Origin of the sequence: Allopontixanthobacter sp., assembly GCF_034376665.1 — a bacterium.
GTDB lineage: Bacteria > Pseudomonadota > Alphaproteobacteria > Sphingomonadales > Sphingomonadaceae > Allopontixanthobacter.
The window spans coordinates 1-19,053 of record NZ_JAXMJI010000004.1; the positions used below are offsets into that span (position 1 = coordinate 1).

The 19,053-nt window shown below is 63.1% G+C and carries 20 protein-coding genes and 2 pseudogenes; 9 read left to right on the forward strand and 13 right to left on the reverse strand.

Annotation, left to right across the window (positions count from 1 at the left end; genetic code table 11):
- Positions 1-168, forward strand: a pseudogene (locus tag U0988_RS00450) (class I tRNA ligase family protein); the annotation flags it as partial.
- Here the strand turns inward: U0988_RS00450 and tolQ are convergent.
- The 9 genes and pseudogenes from tolQ to hisB all read right to left on the reverse strand — a co-directional run.
- Positions 154-828, reverse strand: a pseudogene (gene tolQ, locus U0988_RS00455) (protein TolQ); the annotation flags it as partial. The pseudogenes U0988_RS00450 and tolQ overlap by 15 nt on opposite strands.
- The gene (locus tag U0988_RS00460) at positions 825-1,283 is read right to left on the reverse strand and encodes a YbgC/FadM family acyl-CoA thioesterase (protein WP_322290688.1); all 459 of its coding nucleotides are present in this window, start codon (positions 1,281-1,283) and stop codon (positions 825-827) included. The gene U0988_RS00460 and the pseudogene tolQ, both read right to left, overlap by 4 nt.
- 108 nt (positions 1,284-1,391) lie before the next feature.
- The gene (locus U0988_RS00465) at positions 1,392-1,772 is read right to left on the reverse strand and encodes a histidine triad nucleotide-binding protein (protein ID WP_322290689.1); all 381 of its coding nucleotides are present in this window, start codon (positions 1,770-1,772) and stop codon (positions 1,392-1,394) included.
- 13 nt (positions 1,773-1,785) lie between these two features.
- Entirely contained in the window at positions 1,786-2,100 is a 315-nt protein-coding gene (locus U0988_RS00470; protein ID WP_322290690.1) for a phosphoribosyl-ATP diphosphatase, read from the reverse strand.
- Positions 2,101-2,401: 301 nt separating this feature from the next.
- Positions 2,402-3,163, reverse strand: a complete 762-nt coding sequence (gene hisF, locus U0988_RS00480; protein ID WP_322290692.1) for an imidazole glycerol phosphate synthase subunit HisF — start codon at positions 3,161-3,163, stop codon at positions 2,402-2,404.
- Positions 3,160-3,387, reverse strand: a complete 228-nt coding sequence (locus tag U0988_RS00485) for a hypothetical protein (protein WP_322290693.1) — start codon at positions 3,385-3,387, stop codon at positions 3,160-3,162. The genes hisF and U0988_RS00485 overlap by 4 nt, the downstream gene beginning before the upstream one ends.
- Positions 3,384-4,112, reverse strand: a complete 729-nt coding sequence (hisA, locus tag U0988_RS00490; RefSeq protein ID WP_322290694.1) for a 1-(5-phosphoribosyl)-5-[(5-phosphoribosylamino)methylideneamino]imidazole-4-carboxamide isomerase — start codon at positions 4,110-4,112, stop codon at positions 3,384-3,386. The genes U0988_RS00485 and hisA overlap by 4 nt, the downstream gene beginning before the upstream one ends.
- Positions 4,109-4,753 carry an imidazole glycerol phosphate synthase subunit HisH gene (gene hisH / locus U0988_RS00495; protein WP_322290695.1) on the reverse strand — a complete coding sequence of 215 codons (645 nt, stop codon included), beginning with the start codon at positions 4,751-4,753 and terminating at the stop codon, positions 4,109-4,111. Before hisH ends, hisA begins: the two co-directional genes overlap by 4 nt.
- Positions 4,746-5,339 (reverse strand): imidazoleglycerol-phosphate dehydratase HisB, encoded by a 594-nt coding sequence (gene hisB, locus U0988_RS00500; RefSeq protein ID WP_322290696.1) that lies wholly within the window; start codon positions 5,337-5,339, stop codon positions 4,746-4,748. Before hisB ends, hisH begins: the two co-directional genes overlap by 8 nt.
- A 124-nt stretch (positions 5,340-5,463) precedes the next feature.
- Here hisB and U0988_RS00505 point away from each other — a divergent pair, with 124 nt between their 5' ends.
- The 3 genes from U0988_RS00505 (at position 5,464) to gmk (ending at position 7,144) form a co-directional block, all read left to right on the forward strand.
- Entirely contained in the window at positions 5,464-5,967 is a 504-nt protein-coding gene (locus U0988_RS00505; RefSeq protein WP_322290697.1) for an SspB family protein, read from the forward strand.
- Positions 5,968-6,018: 51 nt separating this feature from the next.
- Entirely contained in the window at positions 6,019-6,441 is a 423-nt protein-coding gene (locus U0988_RS00510) for a hypothetical protein (RefSeq protein ID WP_322290698.1), read from the forward strand.
- Positions 6,442-6,502: 61 nt separating this feature from the next.
- Complete coding sequence (gene gmk, locus U0988_RS00515) at positions 6,503-7,144, forward strand: guanylate kinase (RefSeq protein ID WP_322290699.1); 642 nt, start codon at positions 6,503-6,505, stop codon at positions 7,142-7,144.
- A gap of 22 nt (positions 7,145-7,166) precedes the next feature.
- On the opposite strand, the gene U0988_RS00520 is transcribed toward gmk, so the two are convergent.
- The 3 genes from U0988_RS00520 to U0988_RS00530 form a co-directional block, all read right to left on the reverse strand.
- A complete protein-coding gene (locus U0988_RS00520; protein ID WP_322290700.1) occupies positions 7,167-7,961 on the reverse strand; it encodes an SDR family oxidoreductase in 795 nt (264 codons plus the stop codon).
- A 19-nt stretch (positions 7,962-7,980) separates the two neighbouring features.
- On the reverse strand, positions 7,981-9,120 hold the full coding sequence (locus U0988_RS00525; RefSeq protein ID WP_322290701.1) for an acyl-CoA dehydrogenase: 1,140 nt from the start codon (positions 9,118-9,120) through the stop codon (positions 7,981-7,983).
- A 116-nt stretch (positions 9,121-9,236) separates the two neighbouring features.
- Entirely contained in the window at positions 9,237-10,412 is a 1,176-nt protein-coding gene (locus tag U0988_RS00530; protein WP_322290702.1) for an acyl-CoA dehydrogenase family protein, read from the reverse strand.
- 238 nt (positions 10,413-10,650) lie between these two features.
- On the opposite strand from U0988_RS00530, the gene U0988_RS00535 reads away from it, so the two are divergent.
- From U0988_RS00535 to U0988_RS00550, 4 genes are read left to right on the forward strand one after another with little or no spacing between them, the layout of a single operon-like run.
- Positions 10,651-12,096 carry an MFS transporter gene (locus U0988_RS00535; protein WP_322290703.1) on the forward strand — a complete coding sequence of 482 codons (1,446 nt, stop codon included), beginning with the start codon at positions 10,651-10,653 and terminating at the stop codon, positions 12,094-12,096.
- A gap of 32 nt (positions 12,097-12,128) precedes the next feature.
- Positions 12,129-13,415 carry an acyl-CoA dehydrogenase family protein gene (locus U0988_RS00540; protein ID WP_322290704.1) on the forward strand — a complete coding sequence of 429 codons (1,287 nt, stop codon included), beginning with the start codon at positions 12,129-12,131 and terminating at the stop codon, positions 13,413-13,415.
- Positions 13,416-13,427: 12 nt separating this feature from the next.
- Positions 13,428-14,519 (forward strand): Zn-dependent alcohol dehydrogenase, encoded by a 1,092-nt coding sequence (locus U0988_RS00545; RefSeq protein WP_322290705.1) that lies wholly within the window; start codon positions 13,428-13,430, stop codon positions 14,517-14,519.
- Between the two features lie 14 nt (positions 14,520-14,533).
- A complete protein-coding gene (locus U0988_RS00550) occupies positions 14,534-15,595 on the forward strand; it encodes a phosphotransferase family protein (RefSeq protein ID WP_322290706.1) in 1,062 nt (353 codons plus the stop codon).
- 4 nt (positions 15,596-15,599) lie between these two features.
- Here the strand turns inward: U0988_RS00550 and U0988_RS00555 are convergent, their stop codons facing one another.
- Positions 15,600-17,993: a S8 family peptidase gene (locus U0988_RS00555; RefSeq protein WP_322290707.1), complete on the reverse strand. Its 2,394-nt coding sequence runs from the start codon at positions 17,991-17,993 to the stop codon at positions 15,600-15,602.
- A gap of 174 nt (positions 17,994-18,167) precedes the next feature.
- On the opposite strand from U0988_RS00555, the gene dapD reads away from it, so the two are divergent.
- On the forward strand, positions 18,168-19,007 hold the full coding sequence (gene dapD, locus U0988_RS00560; protein ID WP_322290708.1) for a 2,3,4,5-tetrahydropyridine-2,6-dicarboxylate N-succinyltransferase: 840 nt from the start codon (positions 18,168-18,170) through the stop codon (positions 19,005-19,007).
- Positions 19,008-19,053 lie beyond the last annotated feature (46 nt).

The following is a 19,053-nucleotide window of genomic DNA, read 5'->3' on the forward strand; positions in this document are numbered from 1 at the left end:
AGCTTCGTGCCCAGGAACTGGGAAAAGACCTATTTCGAATGGATGGAGAATATCCAGCCCTGGTGCATCTCGCGCCAGCTCTGGTGGGGCCATCAGATTCCCGCGTGGTACGGACCGGACGGCAAGGTGTTCGTGGCCGAGACCGAGGAGGAAGCGGTCGGCAACGCGCTGCAGGGTGGATGCCAGCGCATTCACCCCGTGGCTGAACCGGTTATAGGCGATCACCGCCGGAATGGCCGCAAACAGGCCGATCGCTGTTGCAAACAGGGCTTCGGAAATGCCCGGAGCAACCACCGCGAGCGAGCTGTTCTGCTGTGCGCCGATCTGGAAAAAACTGTTCATGATCCCCCACACGGTGCCGAACAGGCCGACGAATGGAGCGACCGACCCGACCGTGGCGAGGAAATTGAGCCGTTCCGCCAGTGCGTCCGCTTCTTCCGCGACCTGGCTTTCCATCGCCCCGGCGAGGCGCTGGCGTGTGCCGTCGCGGTCCATCGCCTTGAGCTTGGCCGAGCTGCGCCATTCGGACATTGCTGCCGCGGCAATCCGGGCGGAAGGGATGTCGCGCCGCCCGGATTCCTTCATGAAGGCGTCGAAATCACTGGCGCGCCAGAACTCCTCCTCGAATTTGGCGCAGCGCCGCTTCACCGCGCCCAGCCGGAAGCTGAACGAGACGATGATCGTCCATACCCACACGCTGGCGATGAGCAGGCCGGCCATCACCAGCTGCACCACGATGTCGGCGTCGAGGAACAGTTTCACCGGATCGAGATGATCCGGCCCGCCGCTCATGGCAGGAGCGGCAGTCAGAATGGACAGGAGGGTCATGCAGGTTCTTCCGGGGCAAGGACTTGGGAAAAGGCATCCCGCCAGGCTTGCGGCTGGCGGCAGGGTAAACCGTCGGGACTGACGAAGCCGACGCGCAGATGTACCTCGGTCAGCAATTCGCCGCCGCGGAACGCGCGCTGGTGCATCCGGACCGAGGCAGCGCGAAGCTGCGTACAGGTGCTCAGGATCAGCACATCGTCATCCAGCTTGGCAGGGCAGAGATAGCGGATTTGAAGGTCGGCAACTGCATAGGCGCCCTGCCCCGCTTCGATCGCGGCGCGCTGGTCGATCTCCAGCCGCCGCAGCATATCGGACCGGGCGCGCTCGAACCAGCGCAGGTAATTGGCGTGATAGACGATGCCCGACAGATCGGTGTCTTCGTAATACACCCGCACCGCAAAATGGTGCAGCGAGCCGTCGAACCGGCCATCGTGGGGGGAAAGAAGCATCGACATGGACGCGCGGGCTCTAGCGTAGGGCGGACTCGCTCGGCAACAAATTCATGCAGGCGAGGGTGCAGTTTCGGCGAGCCGCCGCTGGCGCGGGATCAACGGCGGGATCGCTCAGCGGCGCGCGATCATCGGTCCCAGCGGTTCGCCGCCGAACAGATGGACGTGCAGATGCGGCACTTCCTGCCCGCCATGCGCGCCGACATTGGCGAGCAGGCGGAAACCGGGTTCGACCAGTCCATGGGTCCGGGCAATCTGGCCGACAGCGCGGACGAAACCGGCAATCTCCTCCGCCGGGGCCGTGGCCGAAAAATCGTCCCAGCTGACGTAGCGACCCTTTGGGATCACCAGAATATGCAACTTCGCCTGCGGATTGATATCGGAAAATGCGTAGGCCCATTCGTCTTCATAAACCTTCGATGACGGGATTTCGCCGCGCAGGATCTTTGCGAAGATGTTTTCGTCATCATACGGCTGGGTCGCATCTATCGGCATGGGCAATTCCTGTTCATTCGCTGCGAGACGCCTTTTCTTCGAGGCCGGAAGTGCCTTCCCGCCGGTCGAGTTCGGCCATGACTTCGGACAGCGGCACGCCTTTCTCAGCCAGCAACACGGTCAGATGAAACAGCAGATCCGCCGCCTCACCGACGAGTTCCTGACGTTCGCCGGACAACGCCGCGACAATCGTCTCCACTGCCTCTTCGCCCAGCTTGCGAGCGATGACCGGCAGGCCCCGTTCGTGTAATTGCGCGACATAGCTCGATGCGGGATCGGCGGTCAGTCGCTGCCGGATCGTGGTTTCGAGAGTTGTTAGCGTGTCCATCCCGCCGTCATGGATCGGCGGATGTGCCTGGTCAATCCTTCGGGGCGCGATCATCCCGCGAACGCTTGCTCCGCGCCGTGTGTCGGCCGATGATCAAGCCAGCGAGGCCCAGCCCCATTAACGCCAAGTTGCTTGGTTCGGAGATCTGGATGCCGTCCGCTGCGGAAGCCGGAGCAGCTAAAACCATGTGGGCAAGAATCAGCAGGCGGGAGATCATGCACCCCGTTCGCTCACACGCCCCGGTTCTGCAACCGCAAGCGCTGCCCGCGTCCCGCATCGGGACCGGTGATCGAATTGGAACTTAACCGCGCGCGGGCAACCCGGCGGCGCGCAAGGCACCATGCGCCTCGGCAATAGTGTAGGTCCCGAAATGAAAGATCGACGCCGCCAGCACCGCGCTCGCGTGGCCCTTGGTGACCCCTTCCACCAGATGATCGAGCGTCCCGACGCCGCCGCTGGCCACCACCGGCACCGACACGGCATCGGCAATGGTGCGGGTCAGTTCGAGATCGTAGCCCGCCTTGGTCCCGTCCCCGTCCATCGAGGTCACCAGCAATTCGCCTGCGCCCAGCTTTGCCAATTTGATCGCATGGTCCACCGCGTCGATCCCGGTCGCCTGCCGGCCGCCATGGGTAAAGATTTCCCACGTGCCCGGACCTGTCCTGCGGGCGTCGATGCTCGCGACGATACATTGGCTCCCGAACCTCTCGGCAATGTCAGCCACGATTTCTGGCCGCGTCACCGCCGCGCTGTTGACCGCAACCTTGTCCGCGCCCGCCAGAAGCAGCGCCCGCGCATCCTCCGCCGCGCGGACGCCGCCGCCGACGGTGAACGGCATAAAGCACACCTCCGCAGTGCGCCGGACGATATCGAGCAAGGTGCCGCGTCCCTCATGGGTGGCGGAAATGTCGAGGAAGCACAGCTCGTCCGCGCCCGCCGCATCATAGGCCTGCGCCTGCTCCACCGGGTCACCCGCGTCCTTCAGATCGACGAAATTGACGCCCTTCACCACGCGGCCCTCGGCCACGTCGAGACAGGGTATGACGCGAATGCGGACGGTCATAATCGAGTCAATCCGAAGAGCATTTGCGTCATTGATAAGAACAAAGCGAGAAGTGCGGTGTTAGCCAAAAGCATCAGATAATAGAAAATAGGTCTTTGTGCCTTTACAGAAACAAGGCGGTTTCCCCAACCGATCCGCCCCAAATAGGCGCCTTTCAAGGTGAGCCAGAATTGAGCTAATGAGACCAGCAAAAGCAGTGCAATGGCTAACCAAGTCGTAATCACGCCCGGGCCGCCATCGCCAGCGCCGCCGCCAGATCCAGCCGCCCGTCATACAGCGCGCGCCCGGTAATCACGCCTTCGATCCCCTCGCGCGCATGAAGCGACAGCATGTGGATATCGTCGAGACCCTTGACCCCGCCGCTTGCGATGACCGGCAGATCGGTCTGGCGGGCAAGCTCCACGGTCGCGTCGATGTTGCAGCCTTTCAGCATCCCGTCGCGGCCGATGTCGGTGAACAGCAGGCTGGCAACGCCGGCATCTTCGAACCTGCGGGCCATGTCCGCCACCGGCACATCCGACACATCGGCCCAACCGGCGGTCGCGACCATGCCGTCCTTCGCGTCCACCGCAACCACGATGCCGCCTTCGAACTCACGGGCCATGTCCTTGACAAATTGCGGGTCTTTCAGCGCCGCCGTCCCCATTACGACGCGCGCCACGCCGAGAGCGAACCAGCCCTCGACCGCTTCGGGCGTGCGGATGCCGCCGCCGAGTTGGACATAGCCGGGAAACGCTTCGATGATCGCTTCCACTGCCTCGCGGTTTTCCGCGCGGCCTGCGAAACTCCCGTCGAGATCGACGACGTGCAGATGCTCCGCCCCCGCCTCGGCGAACAGCATCGCCTGCGTCGCGGGATCGTCGCCATACACGGTCGCGCGGTCCATATCGCCCTCGGCCAGTCGGACGACCTGACCTTGCTTGAGATCGATTGCGGGAAAGACTATCAAGGCTTCCACTCCAAAAAGCGATTCAGCAGTCCCAGGCCATAGGCCTGACTCTTCTCCGGGTGGAACTGCACCCCGACAATATTGTCCCGCGCCACCGCCGCCACCAGCCCGCCCCCGTGGTCGGTCATCGCGGCAATATCATGGCCGCTGTCGGGCGCGAAATGGTAGGAATGGAGGAAATAGGCCTCCCCTTCCTCAATCAGGCGCGAATGGCGTTCATGCCCGGACTTCACGTGAGGCGTCAGCGCGACATCGTTCCAGCCCATGTGCGGCACCTTGATGGCAGGGTCGGTCACTTCGATCGCCCGGACTTCGCCGGCAATCCAGTCGAGCCCGTCGGTCACGCCGTGTTCCAGCCCGCGCGTCGCGAGCAGCTGCATCCCGACGCAAATGCCGAGAAACGGCACTCCATCGGCAAGCACCCGCGCCTCAAGCGCATCGACCATTCCGCTGATCACGCGCAGTCCGCTTGCACAGGCGCCAAAGGACCCCACGCCCGGCAGGACAATCCGGTCCGCCGCGCGCACCACCGCTGGATCGGCAGTAACCTGTACCCCGTTCGCCCCCGCGGCTCTCAGCGCATTGTGGACGGAATGGAGATTGCCTGCGCCGTAATCGACCAGAGCAATGGTCTCAGCCACCGAGCTGGCCCTTGGTGGAGGGAACCGCCCCGCCCTTGCGCGGATCGAGTTCGACTGCCTGCCGCATGGCGCGGGCAAAGCCCTTGTAGATAGATTCGCAGATATGGTGGTTGTTCTGCCCGTAAATCAGCTCGATATGCAGCGTGATCCCGGCGGCCTGCGCCACCGAATGGAACCAGTGCTCGATCAGTTCGGTATCCCATTCGCCGAGCCGGTCCTGGCTGAATCCCGCGCGCCACACCAGATAGGGGCGGCCCGAGATATCCAGCGCCACGCGCGCCAGCGTTTCGTCCATCGGCGAAAAGACACTGCCGTAACGGCCGATCCCCGCCTTGTCCCCCATCGCTTCGGACAGCGCCTGCCCCAGCGCAATCGCGCTGTCTTCGGTCGTGTGATGCTGGTCTATATGCAGGTCGCCATCGACCTTCATCACCACGTCTATGAGAGAATGGCGGGAAAACTGTTCCACCATGTGATCGAGAAACCCGATGCCGGTGGACACGTCATATGTGCCCGTCCCATCGAGATTTACCTCGATATGGATCCTGGTTTCGGTCGTATTCCGGACGATTTTGGCAGTGCGCATGGTGCGCCGCTATACTCCCCGATGGAGACGGTGCAACCAAAGACCGCCCTGCCGGCAAGGGATCGGGTGTTTTGGCGCTTTGCGTCTTGACCCGAAGGCCCGCCGACGCCACCTAGCAAGCACGATGAGTGACGAAGCGCCCGATAGCCTGATCCCCTACGATGAAATCGTGCAGGAGGCCCTGCGCGCCGTCGTGGGCCGGGTTCTGGGCGAGATTCAGGCGAATGGCAGCACCCTGCCCGGCAACCATCATTTCTACATCACCTTCAAGACTGGCGCGCCCGGCGTTTCCATTCCGCAGCACCTGCGCGAGCGGTTTCCCGATGAAATGACCATCGTCCTGCAGAACAAGTTCTGGGACCTGGGGGTGGACGAACACGGGTTTACCGTCGGCCTCAGCTTCAACCAGATGCCGGCCAAGCTGGACATCCCTTTTGCGGCGATTACCGCCTTTGTTGATCCGGCGGTCGACTTCGGCTTGCAATTCCAGGCGACGGTGGCGGACATGGCCCCCGAAATGCATGACGACGCGCAGAACGACGCGCCGGAACCGGGCGGCGAGGAAGCCGTTGAGAAGAAGGATGACGGCTCCAACGTCGTGACGGTCGATTTCGGCCGCAAGAAATAATCCGATCGGCCCGCGCGGCCGTTGATCGGCGCAAAACAGGCGGGTAAACTTATGGCCAGGAAAATCGCGAACAAGGCACCGACCGACCATACGGCGAAGAAATTTCGCGAGGCGGCCGACACTGTTGCTAAATCCGGCAACACGGTACCCGGACCAAGCACCAACCCCAATACCAATCTGATTATTCACGATATCGCGCTGCGAAGCGTTGGCCGGATTGTCCGCCTCACCCTTGAAAAGGGTCTGCTTTCCCGGCGCTATGATCCGAAGCAAGCCAAGGCGATGGTGGAAAACCGCTCCGTGATCCAGACACTTGCCGCATACGGCGTCACGAAACTGGCAACCCGCTCGCTGCCCGGCGCAGCATTTGTCGGCGGGGGTTTGCTGGCCAAGACATTGTATGATCGCAGCAAATCGCGCCGCGCCGCACAGCGCGCCGGGGACAAGGCGCTGGCCGAACAGGCCGAGGAATAAGTCGCACCGGCATTTTGCCGCAGCACTTGATTTTTCTGCCCGTCTTCGCCCAAGAGCGGACATGAGCGCTACATCGACTGATACACTGCATCGCCGCGGGCTGATGTTCATCCTGTCTTCCCCCTCGGGCGCGGGCAAGACCACGATTGCGCAGCGCATTCTGGAGAAAGACGGACAAATCCGTTTGTCGGTATCCTATACCACCCGCCCGATACGGCCCGGCGAGGTTCACGGCCGGGACTATTTCTTCGTTAATGTGGAAGATTTCAACCGCAAGGTCGAGGCCGGCGAATTCCTCGAATGGGCGGAGGTGTTCGGGCATCTCTACGGCACCCCCAAGGCAGAAATCAAAGGCGGACTGAAGGCAGGTCAGGATTATCTGTTCGATATCGACTGGCAGGGAACCCAGCAATTATACCAGCGGATGGAAGTGGATGTGGTCCGCGTATTCCTGTTGCCGCCGAGCATCGAGGAACTGCAGCGGCGCCTGGCGTCCCGCGGGACCGACAGCACCCAGGTCGTTGCGGACCGGATGGCCCGCGCGCGGTCCGAAATCAGCCACTGGGACGGCTATGATTATGTCGTGGTCAACGACGATATCGACGCCTGTTTCGACAAGGTCACCGGCATCCTCAATTCCGAACGCATGCGCCGCGCGCGCCAGACGGGTCTGGTGGATTTCGTCCGCGAATTGATGCGCTGAGGTCTGCCTCAGCCCAGCGCAATCAGGGCTGCGCGAAATGGCTCGGCAAATGCGCGTTGACCACGCCGCCGTCGATCGTCAGCGTATCGCCGATCACGTAATCGCCGGCCCGGCTGGCGAGGTAGATCGCCCCCGCCGCCATATCTTCCGCATTGCCGACCCGCTTCGCCGGGATACCCGCCGCGGCGGTATCCTCGTGATCCCGCGCCGCACGGTTCATCGCGCTGGGGAACGCGCCCGGGGCGATCGAAGTGACGATGATATGGTCCGGCACCAGTTCGGCAGCCAGCCGCCGGGTCAACTGGATCACCGCGGCTTTCGAAGCCTGATAGGGATAGGTCGGCCACGGGTTGATCCGCTGCCCGTCGATGCTCGAGATATTGATCACCTTGGCTGGCCGATCCGCGCTTGCGGCGGCTTTCAGCAAGCCATGCAGCTTTTGCGTCAGAAAAAACGGTGTCTTGACGTTCAAATCCATCGTCCGGTCCCAGCCCGCTTCGGTGAATTCATCGAACGGCTGGCCCCATGCGGCGCCGGCGTTGTTGACCAGGATATCCAGCCGGTCTTCGCGCTCGGCGATCTGGTCGGCAAGGCGCTGGATGCCCTCCATGTTCGAGATATCGCCCGGGAGGCCGATCACCTTGTCCCCGAATTCCTCGATCGTGGCGTTGATCTCGTCAACCTTGCGCGCGGTGATATAGACCTTCGCGCAGCCTGCGGCGAGGAAGCCTTCGACGATCATCTTGCCGATCCCGCGCGAACCGCCGGTGACCAGCGCGATACGGCCTTCGAGGCTGAAAAGTTCGGTGATTTTCATTGCTGTCTCTCCAAAAGCCTCAATAGCCGCTGAGCTGGGCGACCCGTTCGGCGTGGTAATACACATCGCCGAGGAATTCCTGCAGCGCGCGGTCGCGCTTCATATACAGGCCGATATCGTATTCGTCGGTCATCCCGATCCCGCCGTGCATCTGGACACCTTCGCGCACCGCCAGGCCCGCCGTCCGACCAACCTTGGCCTTGGCAACCGACACCATCAACGACGCGCTGGGTGCATCGGCATCGAGCAGTTGCTGCGCCTTGATTACCGCCGCGCGCGAGACTTCGACTTCGGAATAAAGATGGGCGGCGCGGTGCTGCAGAGCCTGGAATTCGCCGATCAGCTTGCCGAACTGCTTGCGCTGCTTGAGGTAATCGACGGTCATGTCCATCGCGCCCCGGGCAACCCCGACGCCCTCGGCAGCGGCGCCGATACGGCCCGCGTTGAGCATCCGCTCGAGGATCTCGCGCCCGCCATCGACCTCACCAATCACTGCACCGCCGTCGAGCTCGACATTGTCCAGCATCATATGCGTGGCCACCGAACTGTCGACCAGCTTGACGGCATCCTGATGAAGCCCGGCTGCGTCGCGCGGGACGGCGAACAGCGTGATCCCGTCCGCGTCCTCATCCGAGCCAGCGGTGCGCGCGGCAACGATTATCATGTCCGCACTGGCACCGTGAATGACGAAATCCTTCTTGCCGGACAGCTTGAAGCCGTTGCCCGATTTTTCGGCCCGGGTCGTGATCCGCTCGGGACGGTGTTTCGCGCCTTCATCGATCCCCACGGCAAAGATGCTTTCCCCGGTGAGAAGCCCGGGCAGATAGCGCCCGCGCAGATCCTCGCTGGCGCCGCCAAGCGCGGTCGCCGCCAATACGGAGCTGGTCAGGAACGGGGAAGGCGTGAGATTGCGGCCGATTTCCTCCAGCACGATCCCGGCCTCGACATGGCCCATGCCGAGACCGCCATCGCCTTCCGACACCAGGATTCCGGTGAAACCCATTTCGCCGAACTGCTTCCACAATTCGTGGCCGAAGCCGTCCTTGCAGCCGCTGTCGCGCCAGTGGCGAAGCTGTGTCTTGATCGCGCCTTCTTCGGCCATGAACTGGCGGGCGCTGTCGGCCAGCATCGTCTGATCGTCGTCGTAATACAATGGCATGGGAGCCGTCCTCTCGAAATTCTAATCCATCATCCCGGCGCAGGCCCGGATCGGTTGTACCAGGTCGTACCAGTTAGCTCGCGGCCCCGGCTTTCGCCAGGACGCGCGATCAAGTCTCAATCCCCCGGCAATTCCAGGATGCGCTTGGAAATCACGTTGAGCATCACTTCGCTGGTGCCGCCTTCGATGGAGTTCGCCTTGGTCCGCAGCCAGCCGCGCGAAGGTTTGCCACCGCTGGTTTCCTCGCTGTCCCACTCCAGGCTGCGGCTGCCGCCGACCGACATCATCAATTCGTGGCGGCGCTTGTTGAGTTCGGTCCCGACGTATTTCATCATGTTGGGCTGCGCGGGGTGCGCCTTGCCGACCTTGATCTCGTCGAGGAATTTCTCGCCCATCGCGCCGTAGGCCAGCGCATCGATGTCGAACATCGCCAGTTCGGCGCGCAGCATCGGATCGAGCTCGCCCCCGTCTTTGGCGGCATGGCGCTTCATTGTCGCCCCGATGGCGCTGGTCCGGTCCCCGCCGCCCGCGCCGGAAATCATCTCGCGTTCGTGGCCGAGCAGGTATTTCGCCACATCCCAGCCGCGGTTGATTTCGCCGACATGCTGGTCCTTGGGCACCTTCACATCGTCGAAGAAGGTTTCACAGAACGGGCTGTTGCCGCTGATCAGCAGGATCGGCTTGGTGCTGACGCCCGGGGTCATCATGTCGAACAGCATGAAGGTGATGCCCTGGTACTTGTTCGCCTTGTCGGTGCGGACAAGGCAGAAAATCCAGTCCGCTTCATCGGCATAGGAAGTCCAGATCTTCTGGCCGTTGACGACCCAGTGATCGCCCTTGTCTTCGCCGAAGGTTTGCATCGATACCAGGTCACTGCCCGACCCGGGTTCCGAATAGCCCTGGCACCAACGGATTTCGCCGCGAGCGATTTCGCCCAGGTAATGGACCTTCTGTTCTTCGGTGCCGAATTTCAGGAGTGCAGGGCCAAGCATCCAGATGCCGAAGCTGCTGAGCGGCGGACGCGCGCCGATCCGCGCCATTTCCTCGCGCAGGATCTTGGCTTCGGCCGGTTCCAGGCCCGCGCCGCCGTAAGCCTTCGGCCATGCGGGCACGGTGTAGCCCTTGGCAACGCAGGCTTCGAACCAGGATTTCTGCGCATCGTTCTTGAACTTCGCGTTGCGGCCGCCCCAATAGACGTCTTCCTCGTCACGAACTGGCTGGCGCATTTCCTCGGGGCAATTCGCCTCCAGCCAGGCGCGGGTTTCGCTGCGGAAAGTTTCCAGATCAGCCATGGGTCGGTCCTCTGCATAGGTGAATCGCGGACGCCGAATGCGTCTTCTTGCCGCAGAAACTAGGGTGATTCGCCCTCTTTACGCAAGCGTAAGCTGATTGTTTAACACACAAGCCACATTGCCGTAGCGTCATAACGCGCTCGTTGACCTGATCGCCGTTCCGCCTAAGCTGGCGGCGCGTCTTGGAGAGGACCAAACCCATGCTTGCCCCGACCAGAATCATGCCGGTATTTGCCGCTTGACCGCACCTGCCATCCCTGGATCGGCACCGCTGCCGATGCGCCTCAAGCTGGTTCACGGCTTCGGCGCCATGGCGTTCGGGGTAAAGGACAACGGCTTTTCGGTATTCCTGCTGCTGTATTACAATCAGGTGCTGGGCATGGATGCCAGCACCGTCAGCCTGGCGCTGTTCCTAGCGTTACTGATCGACGCCGTGATCGATCCGATCCTCGGCAATCTGGGCGACCGGACTTACACACGCTGGGGCCGCCGACTGCCGTGGCTGTATGCCTCCGCGCTGCCGCTGGCGGTGGCATGGGTGCTCCTGTGGTCCCCGCCCACACAGGCCGCCCCGAGTTTCGCGGGTCTGCTGGGCATTGCCGTCATGGTGCGGCTGCTGCTGTCTGCCTGCGAAGTGCCCTCGGTCGCCCTGGTGCCCGAACTGACCAGCGATTATGACGAGCGCACGACGCTGTTCCGTTATCGGTATCTGTTCGGCTGGATCGGCGGGCTCGGCATGATGCTGCTCGCCTACACCGTTTTCCTGCCGGGCGATGCGATGTTACAGCGCGAAGGGTACTATGCGTTCGGCCTGTTCGGCGCAGTAGTGATCTTCGTGTCCGTGGTCGGTTCCGCTCTCGGCCAGCACAGCCGGGTTGCCCGGCTTCCCGCGCAAAAGCCGCCGCCATTTTCAGTCGGCATTGCCTTTGCCGAAATCAGGGAAGCCTTCTCCGAGCGCGCCTTCCTGATTCTCGCGGCAGGTGCCGTGGGTGCCTACATCAGCCAGGGCATGACCTTTTCCATGACCCTGTATCTGTATAATTTTGTGTGGCAGTTTTCCGAAACCGCTTTCGTGATCTATCCGCTGGTGCTGTTTGCCAGCGTGGTGATCGTGTTCATGATCCTCGGGCCGCTGCACCGCAAATACGGCAAGCCCGCCACCGCCGTTTTCTCCACCATGTTCGCCCTGCTGTTCTGGACCATCCCCTATGTTCTGCGAATCGCGGGAATATGGCCCGAGATCGGCGGCACCGAATCCACCGCGCTGGTCTATGTTTTCGTGCTGGTCAGCAACGTTTTTGCCGTGATGGTAATGGTTTCAGGATCATCGATGGTCGCCGAAATCGTCGAAGCGTTCCAGGAACGCACCGGCCGCCGGGCGGAGGGGTCGTTTTATTCCGGTCACTGGTTCATCCAGAAATGCGCCACCGGCCTCGGCATCTTCCTCGCCGGCCTGATGGTCGAACTGGCGGGTATCCCGACGAACGCGCAGCCGGGTGAAGTGGCCGACAGTGTGCTCGACAACTTCACCATGCTGTACATCGGTGCTTCGGTGGTGCTGGGGCTGTTTTCCGCCTATTGGCTGGGGAAATTCCCGATCAACCGCGCCGATCACGAAGCCCGGCTTACCGCTCTTGAAGCGGCTGCCCGAAACGAATTGGCCAGCGGCACGCCCAACCCGTAAATATTCCGTAATTTTTCAAGAGGACCTATCCCATGGATTTCGATCTTACCGACCGGCAGACACATTGGCGCGATCAGGTGCGCCACTTCATCGACACCCATGTCCGCCCGCGCAACGGCGAATACAAGGCGCAGAAGGCCGAAGGCGAGCGGTGGAAAGTCCTGCCCGTCATCGAGGAGGAAAAGGCCCGCGCCAAGGCGCAGGGTATCTGGAACCTGTTCATGCCGCCGCAGGCCGGCCGCAGCCATGTGGACGACAGCTTCGAATTCGAAGGCCCGGGCCTGACCAATCTCGAATACGCCCTGTGCGCAGAAGAAATGGGCCGGATCGGCTGGGCCAGCGAAGTGTTCAACTGTTCCGCGCCCGATACCGGCAACATGGAAGTGTTCCACCGCTACGGCACGCGTGAACAGAAGGATCGCTATCTCGAGCCGCTGATGAACGGGGAGATCCGCAGCGCCTTCCTGATGACCGAACCGCGGGTGGCATCGTCCGATGCGACCAACATCGAATGCTCGATCGCGCGCGAGGGCGACGAATATGTGATCAACGGCCGCAAATGGTGGTCGTCGGGCGCGGGCGATCCGCGCTGCAAGGTCGCGATCGTCATGGGCAAGACCGATTTCGAAGCCAAGCGCCACCAGCAGCAGAGCATGATCCTGATGGATCTGGACGCCGAAGGTGTGGTGATCGAACGGTTCCTGCCGGTGTTCGGCTATGACGATGCGCCCCATGGCCACATGGAAATCGCGCTCAACGATGTCCGGGTGCCTGCCAGCAACATGCTACTGGGCGAAGGGCGCGGGTTCGAGATTGCGCAGGGCCGCCTCGGGCCGGGCCGCATTCATCATTGCATGCGCACCATCGGCGTCGCGGAAGAAGCGATCGCCAAGATGGCCAAGCGCCTGCAATCGCGGGTCGCTTTCGGCAAGCATCTCTACGAACATTCGATCTGGGAACAGCGCATCGCGCAGGCCCGGATCGATATCGAGATGACGCGTCTCCTGTGCCTCAAGGCAGCGGACATGATGGACAAGGTCGGCAACAAGGCCGCCGCGCAGGAAATCGCGATGATCAAGGTGCAGGCCCCCAACATGGCACTGCGCATCATCGACGATGCCATCCAGGCGCACGGCGGCGGCGGCGTATCGGACGATTACGGCCTCGCCGAAGCCTGGGCGCACCAGCGCACGCTCCGCCTCGCCGACGGACCCGACGAGGTTCACTGCCGCGCGATTGCCCGGATGGAATTCGCCCGCCATGCGCCGCAGCCCGGTGATGACAGCTTCAGTTCCGGCGATGTGGGTGTGTCACGGTAGGAAAGACGGACCATGAAGGCAGCAATACTCGAACAGGCAGGCAAGCCGCTGGTCATCGGCGAAGTGGATATCGCCGAGCCGGGCCCGCATGAAGTACTGATCCGGACGGCCGCCTGCGGGCTGTGCCATTCGGACCTGCATTTCATCGATGGGGCCTATCCCCATGCGATGCCGGCCATCCCGGGCCACGAGGCGGCGGGCGTGGTGATCAGCGTGGGCAGCGAGGTTCGCACGGTCAAACCGGGCGACCATGTGGTGACCTGCCTCAGCGCGTTCTGCGGCCACTGCGAATTCTGCGTCACTGGCCGCATGGCGCTGTGCCTGGGCGGCGACACGCGGCGGCAGAAAGAGGGCGGTGCGCGGTTGACTCGCGGCGCGGACAAGGAAGTCGTCAACCAGATGCTCAATCTGTCGGCCTTCGCCGAAAAGATGCTGGTGCACGAACACGCCTGCGTCGCGATCGACAAGGCTATGCCGATGGACCGGGCCGCGTTGCTCGGCTGTGCAGTGACCACGGGAGCAGGCGCAATCTTCAACGCCTGCAAGCTGGTGCCGGGCGAAGCTGTTGCGATTATCGGCTGCGGCGGGGTTGGTCTTGCGGCGATCAATGCAGCGCGGATAGCCGGCGCGGGCCAGGTCATTGCCGTCGATCCGGTGCCGGAAAAGCGGGAACTCGCCAAGGTTCTCGGCGCAACCCACGTCGTCGACGCCATGGCGCCAGACGCCGCACAGCAGATCATCGCCACCAGCGGCGGCGGCGTCCATCACGCCATCGAAGCGGTCGGACGGCAGGCCTCCGCCGATCTGGCGGTGGCTGTCTTGCGCCGCGGCGGAACGGCGACGATCCTGGGCATGATGCCGCTGGATTGCAAGGTTGGCCTCGGCGCAATGGATTTGCTGGGCGGCAAGAAACTCCAGGGCGCCATCATGGGAATGAACCATTTCCCGGTCGATTTGCCGCGGCTGGTGGATTTCTACCTCCGCGGCTTGCTCGATCTCGACACCCTGATCGCCGAGCGGATCACGCTTGACCGGATCAACGAAGGTTTTGACAGGATGCGGGCCGGAACCTCGGCACGCTCCGTCATCATCTTCGACACCTGAGGAATACGCCGCCAATGGATTACGAGAAGGAAATGGTCGGCACGATCGCCGTGCCCGAGAAAGACCGGCTCGACGAAGCGAAACTGACCGCGTGGATGGAAGCCAACGTCACCGGCTTTGCCGGCCCGCTCACCCTCACCAAGTTCAAGGGCGGTCAATCCAATCCGACCTACCGGATCGACACGCCGGGACAAAGCTATGTCCTGCGGCGCCAACCGTTCGGAACACTTCTGCCTTCCGCCCATGCCGTAGACCGCGAATATATGGCGATGGCGGCGCTTTATCCGACCGGGTTTCCGGTGCCCCGGCCATTTGGCCTGTGTGAGGATCCCGATGTGCTGGGGTCAAAATTCTTCGTGATGAGCCTCGCCGACGGGCGCTCGCTATGGGACGGGGCCTTGCCCAGCTGCCAGCCGGACGAACGCCGCGCGATCTATCATGCGATGATCGACACCATCGCGGACCTGCATTTGCAGAAGCCAGATGAGATCGGCCTCTCGGATTTCGGCAAGCCGAGCGATTATTGCGCCCGCCAGATCGCGCGCTGGTCCAAGCAGTACAAGCTGTCCGAAACCGAGACGATTCCGGAAATGGACCGGCTGATCGAATGGCTCCCTACCACCATTCCGCCGCAACACCGGAGCAGCATCGCGCACGGCGATTACCGGCTCGACAATTTGATCTTCCACAAGACGGAAGCCAGGATCATCGCGGTGCTGGATTGGGAACTGTCCACTCTGGGCGATCCGATCGCCGATTTTTCCTATCTGATGCTCAACTGGATCAGCCCGCCCGACGGGCGCGCCGGGATCGGCGGGCTGGACCATGCGGCGCTGGGCATTCCCACCATGGACGAAGCGGTCGCCCGCTATGTTGCGCGGACCGGCTTTCCGGTCCCGCCGATGGACTGGTATTTCGCCTTCAACCTGTTCCGGCTGGCCGGGATCATCCAGGGGATCAAGAAACGCGTGATCGACGGCACCGCGTCCAGCGCACACGCGCGGGAGATGTCCGACCGGGTGCTGCCGCTGGTCCAGCGCGCCTATGAATACGCCCGCAAAGCCGGGTTGAACTAGCTTTCTAGAAATCGCGCGCCCAGGTGACCGCGACACCGACATCATCGGGCGCGGAGGAATAATGGCCCGGGTCCTTGCGGTAGAACACGCTGGCCGCCGACCGCCCGTTCCACAGCGAACCGTGCCACGATAGCTCGCCGATCATCTCGGTCCCATCGGGCGATAGCGAGACGCGGCGCAGACCGAAGCCGGGGCTTTCGGTGACATAATCATAGCTTACCGGCAGATTGAGGTTCAACCCGCCGCCGGTTACCCGGAGCGGCTGCGATACCCTCAGACCGAAGGAATCACCGGGCTGGAACGTATCGCGGCGAACCATGTCCAGCGACCACGCCCGGCTGGAAAACCGCGACCCGCCCGCAACAAGCCCGCTTGCCCGCGCGCGGGTAAAGCCCTGACGAAATTCGCCGCCGAGCCGCAGCCCTGGCGTAATATCAACGCCGAAACTTGCATCGGCGAACAGCGTATCTGCGCCCGTTGCGCCAAATGCATCGTGAAAACGGGCCCCGAGCACGGTGTCGCTCTCGTCCATCCAGCTGAGGCTGAGCGCGGCCTCCACCGGGCCGATGCGGCGATCGGCGGCCAGGCCGAAGCTGCGGATTTCACGGGCGCGGTCCTGCTGCAAATCAGGAATGCCGCGACCGCCCGGCCGGATGAACCGCGCTTCGCCCGTCTCCGCGCTGACGGTAAAGCCCCATGCTCCGAACTGCTTGCGGATCGCAGCCGACATATCGTGGCTGCGCAGGAAGCCGGCATCCCCGCCCGCACCCCCCGCGATCAGGAAGGCGGGGCGGCTTTGCCCCTGCATCTGCACGACCAACCCTTCCGCGCTTTCCGAGAACGCGAAGCCGAGGCTGGTATCTGGCGCAATCTGCAGTGCGACCCGGGCGGCCAGCACCTGCGCCATGCGGGCGTCCTGCGGCGACAGGCGCAGCGGAGCCGGCTGGACCCCGTCGTTGCTGACCGTAAACGCCATCGCCACCGCGCCGCCGCCGCCGGAAACGCGGCGGCTGCTGGTATCGACAGCCCCTTGCAGTCGCGGACGAATGGCCGAGCCGCCTAGTCCGCGGCCTATGTCGTAATTATAGGCGCGGTCGTACCGGTCAGTGATGATCGCAGCCAGCGCAACATTGTCGAGCGCGCCGCCCATTGCAGGGGAGGCGAAGCCGGTCTCCTGACCAATAACGAGCGATGCGCTGCTGCCGGCGAGGCGGGTGGTGCCCTGCGGCGACAGCGCATTGGCAATGTCGAGGATTCCGCGGCCGAAAATCGTGTCGGTTCCAGCAGCGCCGGCATCACGCGCGGTCGTCAGCAGGATTTCGACGATTTCAGCCCCTGTGAGGTTGGGAAATGCCTGCGCCAACAGCGCAACCGCGCCGGAAATCTGCGGCGCGGCGAAGCTGGTGCCGGAAAACAAGGTGACGAACCGGTCACCGTTGGAGTCGGTCGTGATCCTGATCTCACCATTTTCGTACACGCAGCAAATGGCTTGTCCGCGTGCCGACAGGAACGACGCGGCTCCATTGCCCGCGCGGTTGCTGAAGGGCGAGAAATTGCCGTTTTCGTCCACCGATCCGGCAATGATTACATTGTCTCCGCCCGCCACAAGCAGACCGGCAGCGAACGGGTCGGGCTGATCGGGATTGGTCCCGCCGTCGGTGCTGTCCCCGTCGTTACCCGCGGCAACGATGATTACCACCCCGGCAGCCGCCGCTCTCGCCACCGCGGCGTTGAGGGTAGCGCTCGGGCTTCCGCCGCCCAGGCTCAGATTTATCACCTTGGCACCGGCGGCAACGGCAAGGTCGACACCTGCCGCAATGTCGCGGTCGAAGAACACACACCCATCCAGCGTTTCGTCGGTTTCGGTAGCGCAGCTTCCCGGATTGTCCGCCCGCAGCGCCATGATTGTCGCCTCGTAAGCGATTCCTACAACTCCCAGGCCGTTAAACCCGGCCGCCGCGACCAGCGCCACATTGGTGCCGTGATCGTCTTCCGCTTGAAAACCGCGGGAGCCTGCCACATCAGCGGAACTCGCGCTGATCCGGCCGGTAAATTCGGGATTGGTGGCGTCGATCCCGGTGTCGATGATCGCGATGGTCGAACCTCGACCCGAAATGCCGGCAGTCCATGCGCTGACCGCGCCATGAAACTCCGGACCATCGGAACGCCGCGTTTCCGCAGTGTTGAAATTGGTCGCGGGCGGAGTTGGGGTCGGTGTAGGAGTCGGGGTCGGGGTCGGAGCTGGAGTAGGTGTGGGGGTCGGGGCGGGCTGGGGCAGTGGCCGGCTCGAGATGCCGCCACCCCCTCCCCCGCACGCGGTCAGGATCGTCAGTGCTGCCAGTGCAGAGCCCATTCGCAGCCGCGCAGGGGGGCGAGTGGATGGTGTAGTCCCGGACATGTTCGACCCTCCTGATCTGGCCCACCGTTACTGCACCGCTGGTAACCGCCAGATGAACACCGCACAATGCAGGGGCAGCGGGGCATTGGATTGCCGCGCCGCGATACACTTGCCCGCGCCCACGGGTGCCGCTAGCAGCCAGAGAGACAAACCATAATTCGGGAAACACCACCGATGCCCAACGCACTTGAATCCGCCATCGAAGCCGCATGGGAAAGCCGCACCGACGTGACCCCCGCCAGCAGCGATGTGGCGGAGGTGGTCAACGCGGCGCTGGATAAGCTCGACAGCGGCAGCGCGCGCGTTGCCGAGCCGGATGGCGCAGGGGGCTGGAAGGTCAACCAATGGCTCAAGAAGGCGGTCCTGCTGTCCTTCCGCCTCAACGACAATGCGGTCATGGAATACGGTGCGGCCGGCGCGCCTGCGTTCGACAAGGTGCCGTCCAAATTCGCCGGTTGGGGCGAAAACCGCTTTCGCGACGCGGGATTCCGCGTGGTCCCCGGCGCGGTGGCGCGGCGCGGAAGCTTCATCGGCCGGAACGCGGTGCTGATGCCGAGCTTCATCAATATCGGTGCCTTTGTCGATGAAGGTGCAATGATCGATACCTGGGCCACTGTCGGCAGCTGCGCGCAGATCGGCAAGAATGTGCATATTTCCGGCGGCGCGGGTATTGGCGGCGTGCTGGAACCGCTGCAGGCCGGACCCGTGGTGATCGAGGACGGCGCGTTTATCGGCGCGCGTTCCGAAGTTGCCGAAGGGGTGATTGTCGGCACCGGCGCGGTTCTGTCCATGGGCGTCTATCTCGGTGCGTCGACCAAGATTGTCGACCGGGCCACGGGCGAGGTTCACATCGGCCGCGTACCGCCTTATGCGGTGGTGGTGCCGGGTGCTTTGCCGGGCAAACCACTGCCCGATGGCAGCATGGGGCCATCGCTTTACTGCGCAGTGATCGTCAAGACCGTCGATGCGCAGACCCGCGCGAAAACCGGGATAAACGAACTTTTGCGGGACTGATCGGACGCGACGGAAGCGGAACCTTGTGATAGGATACCCGTTGGAC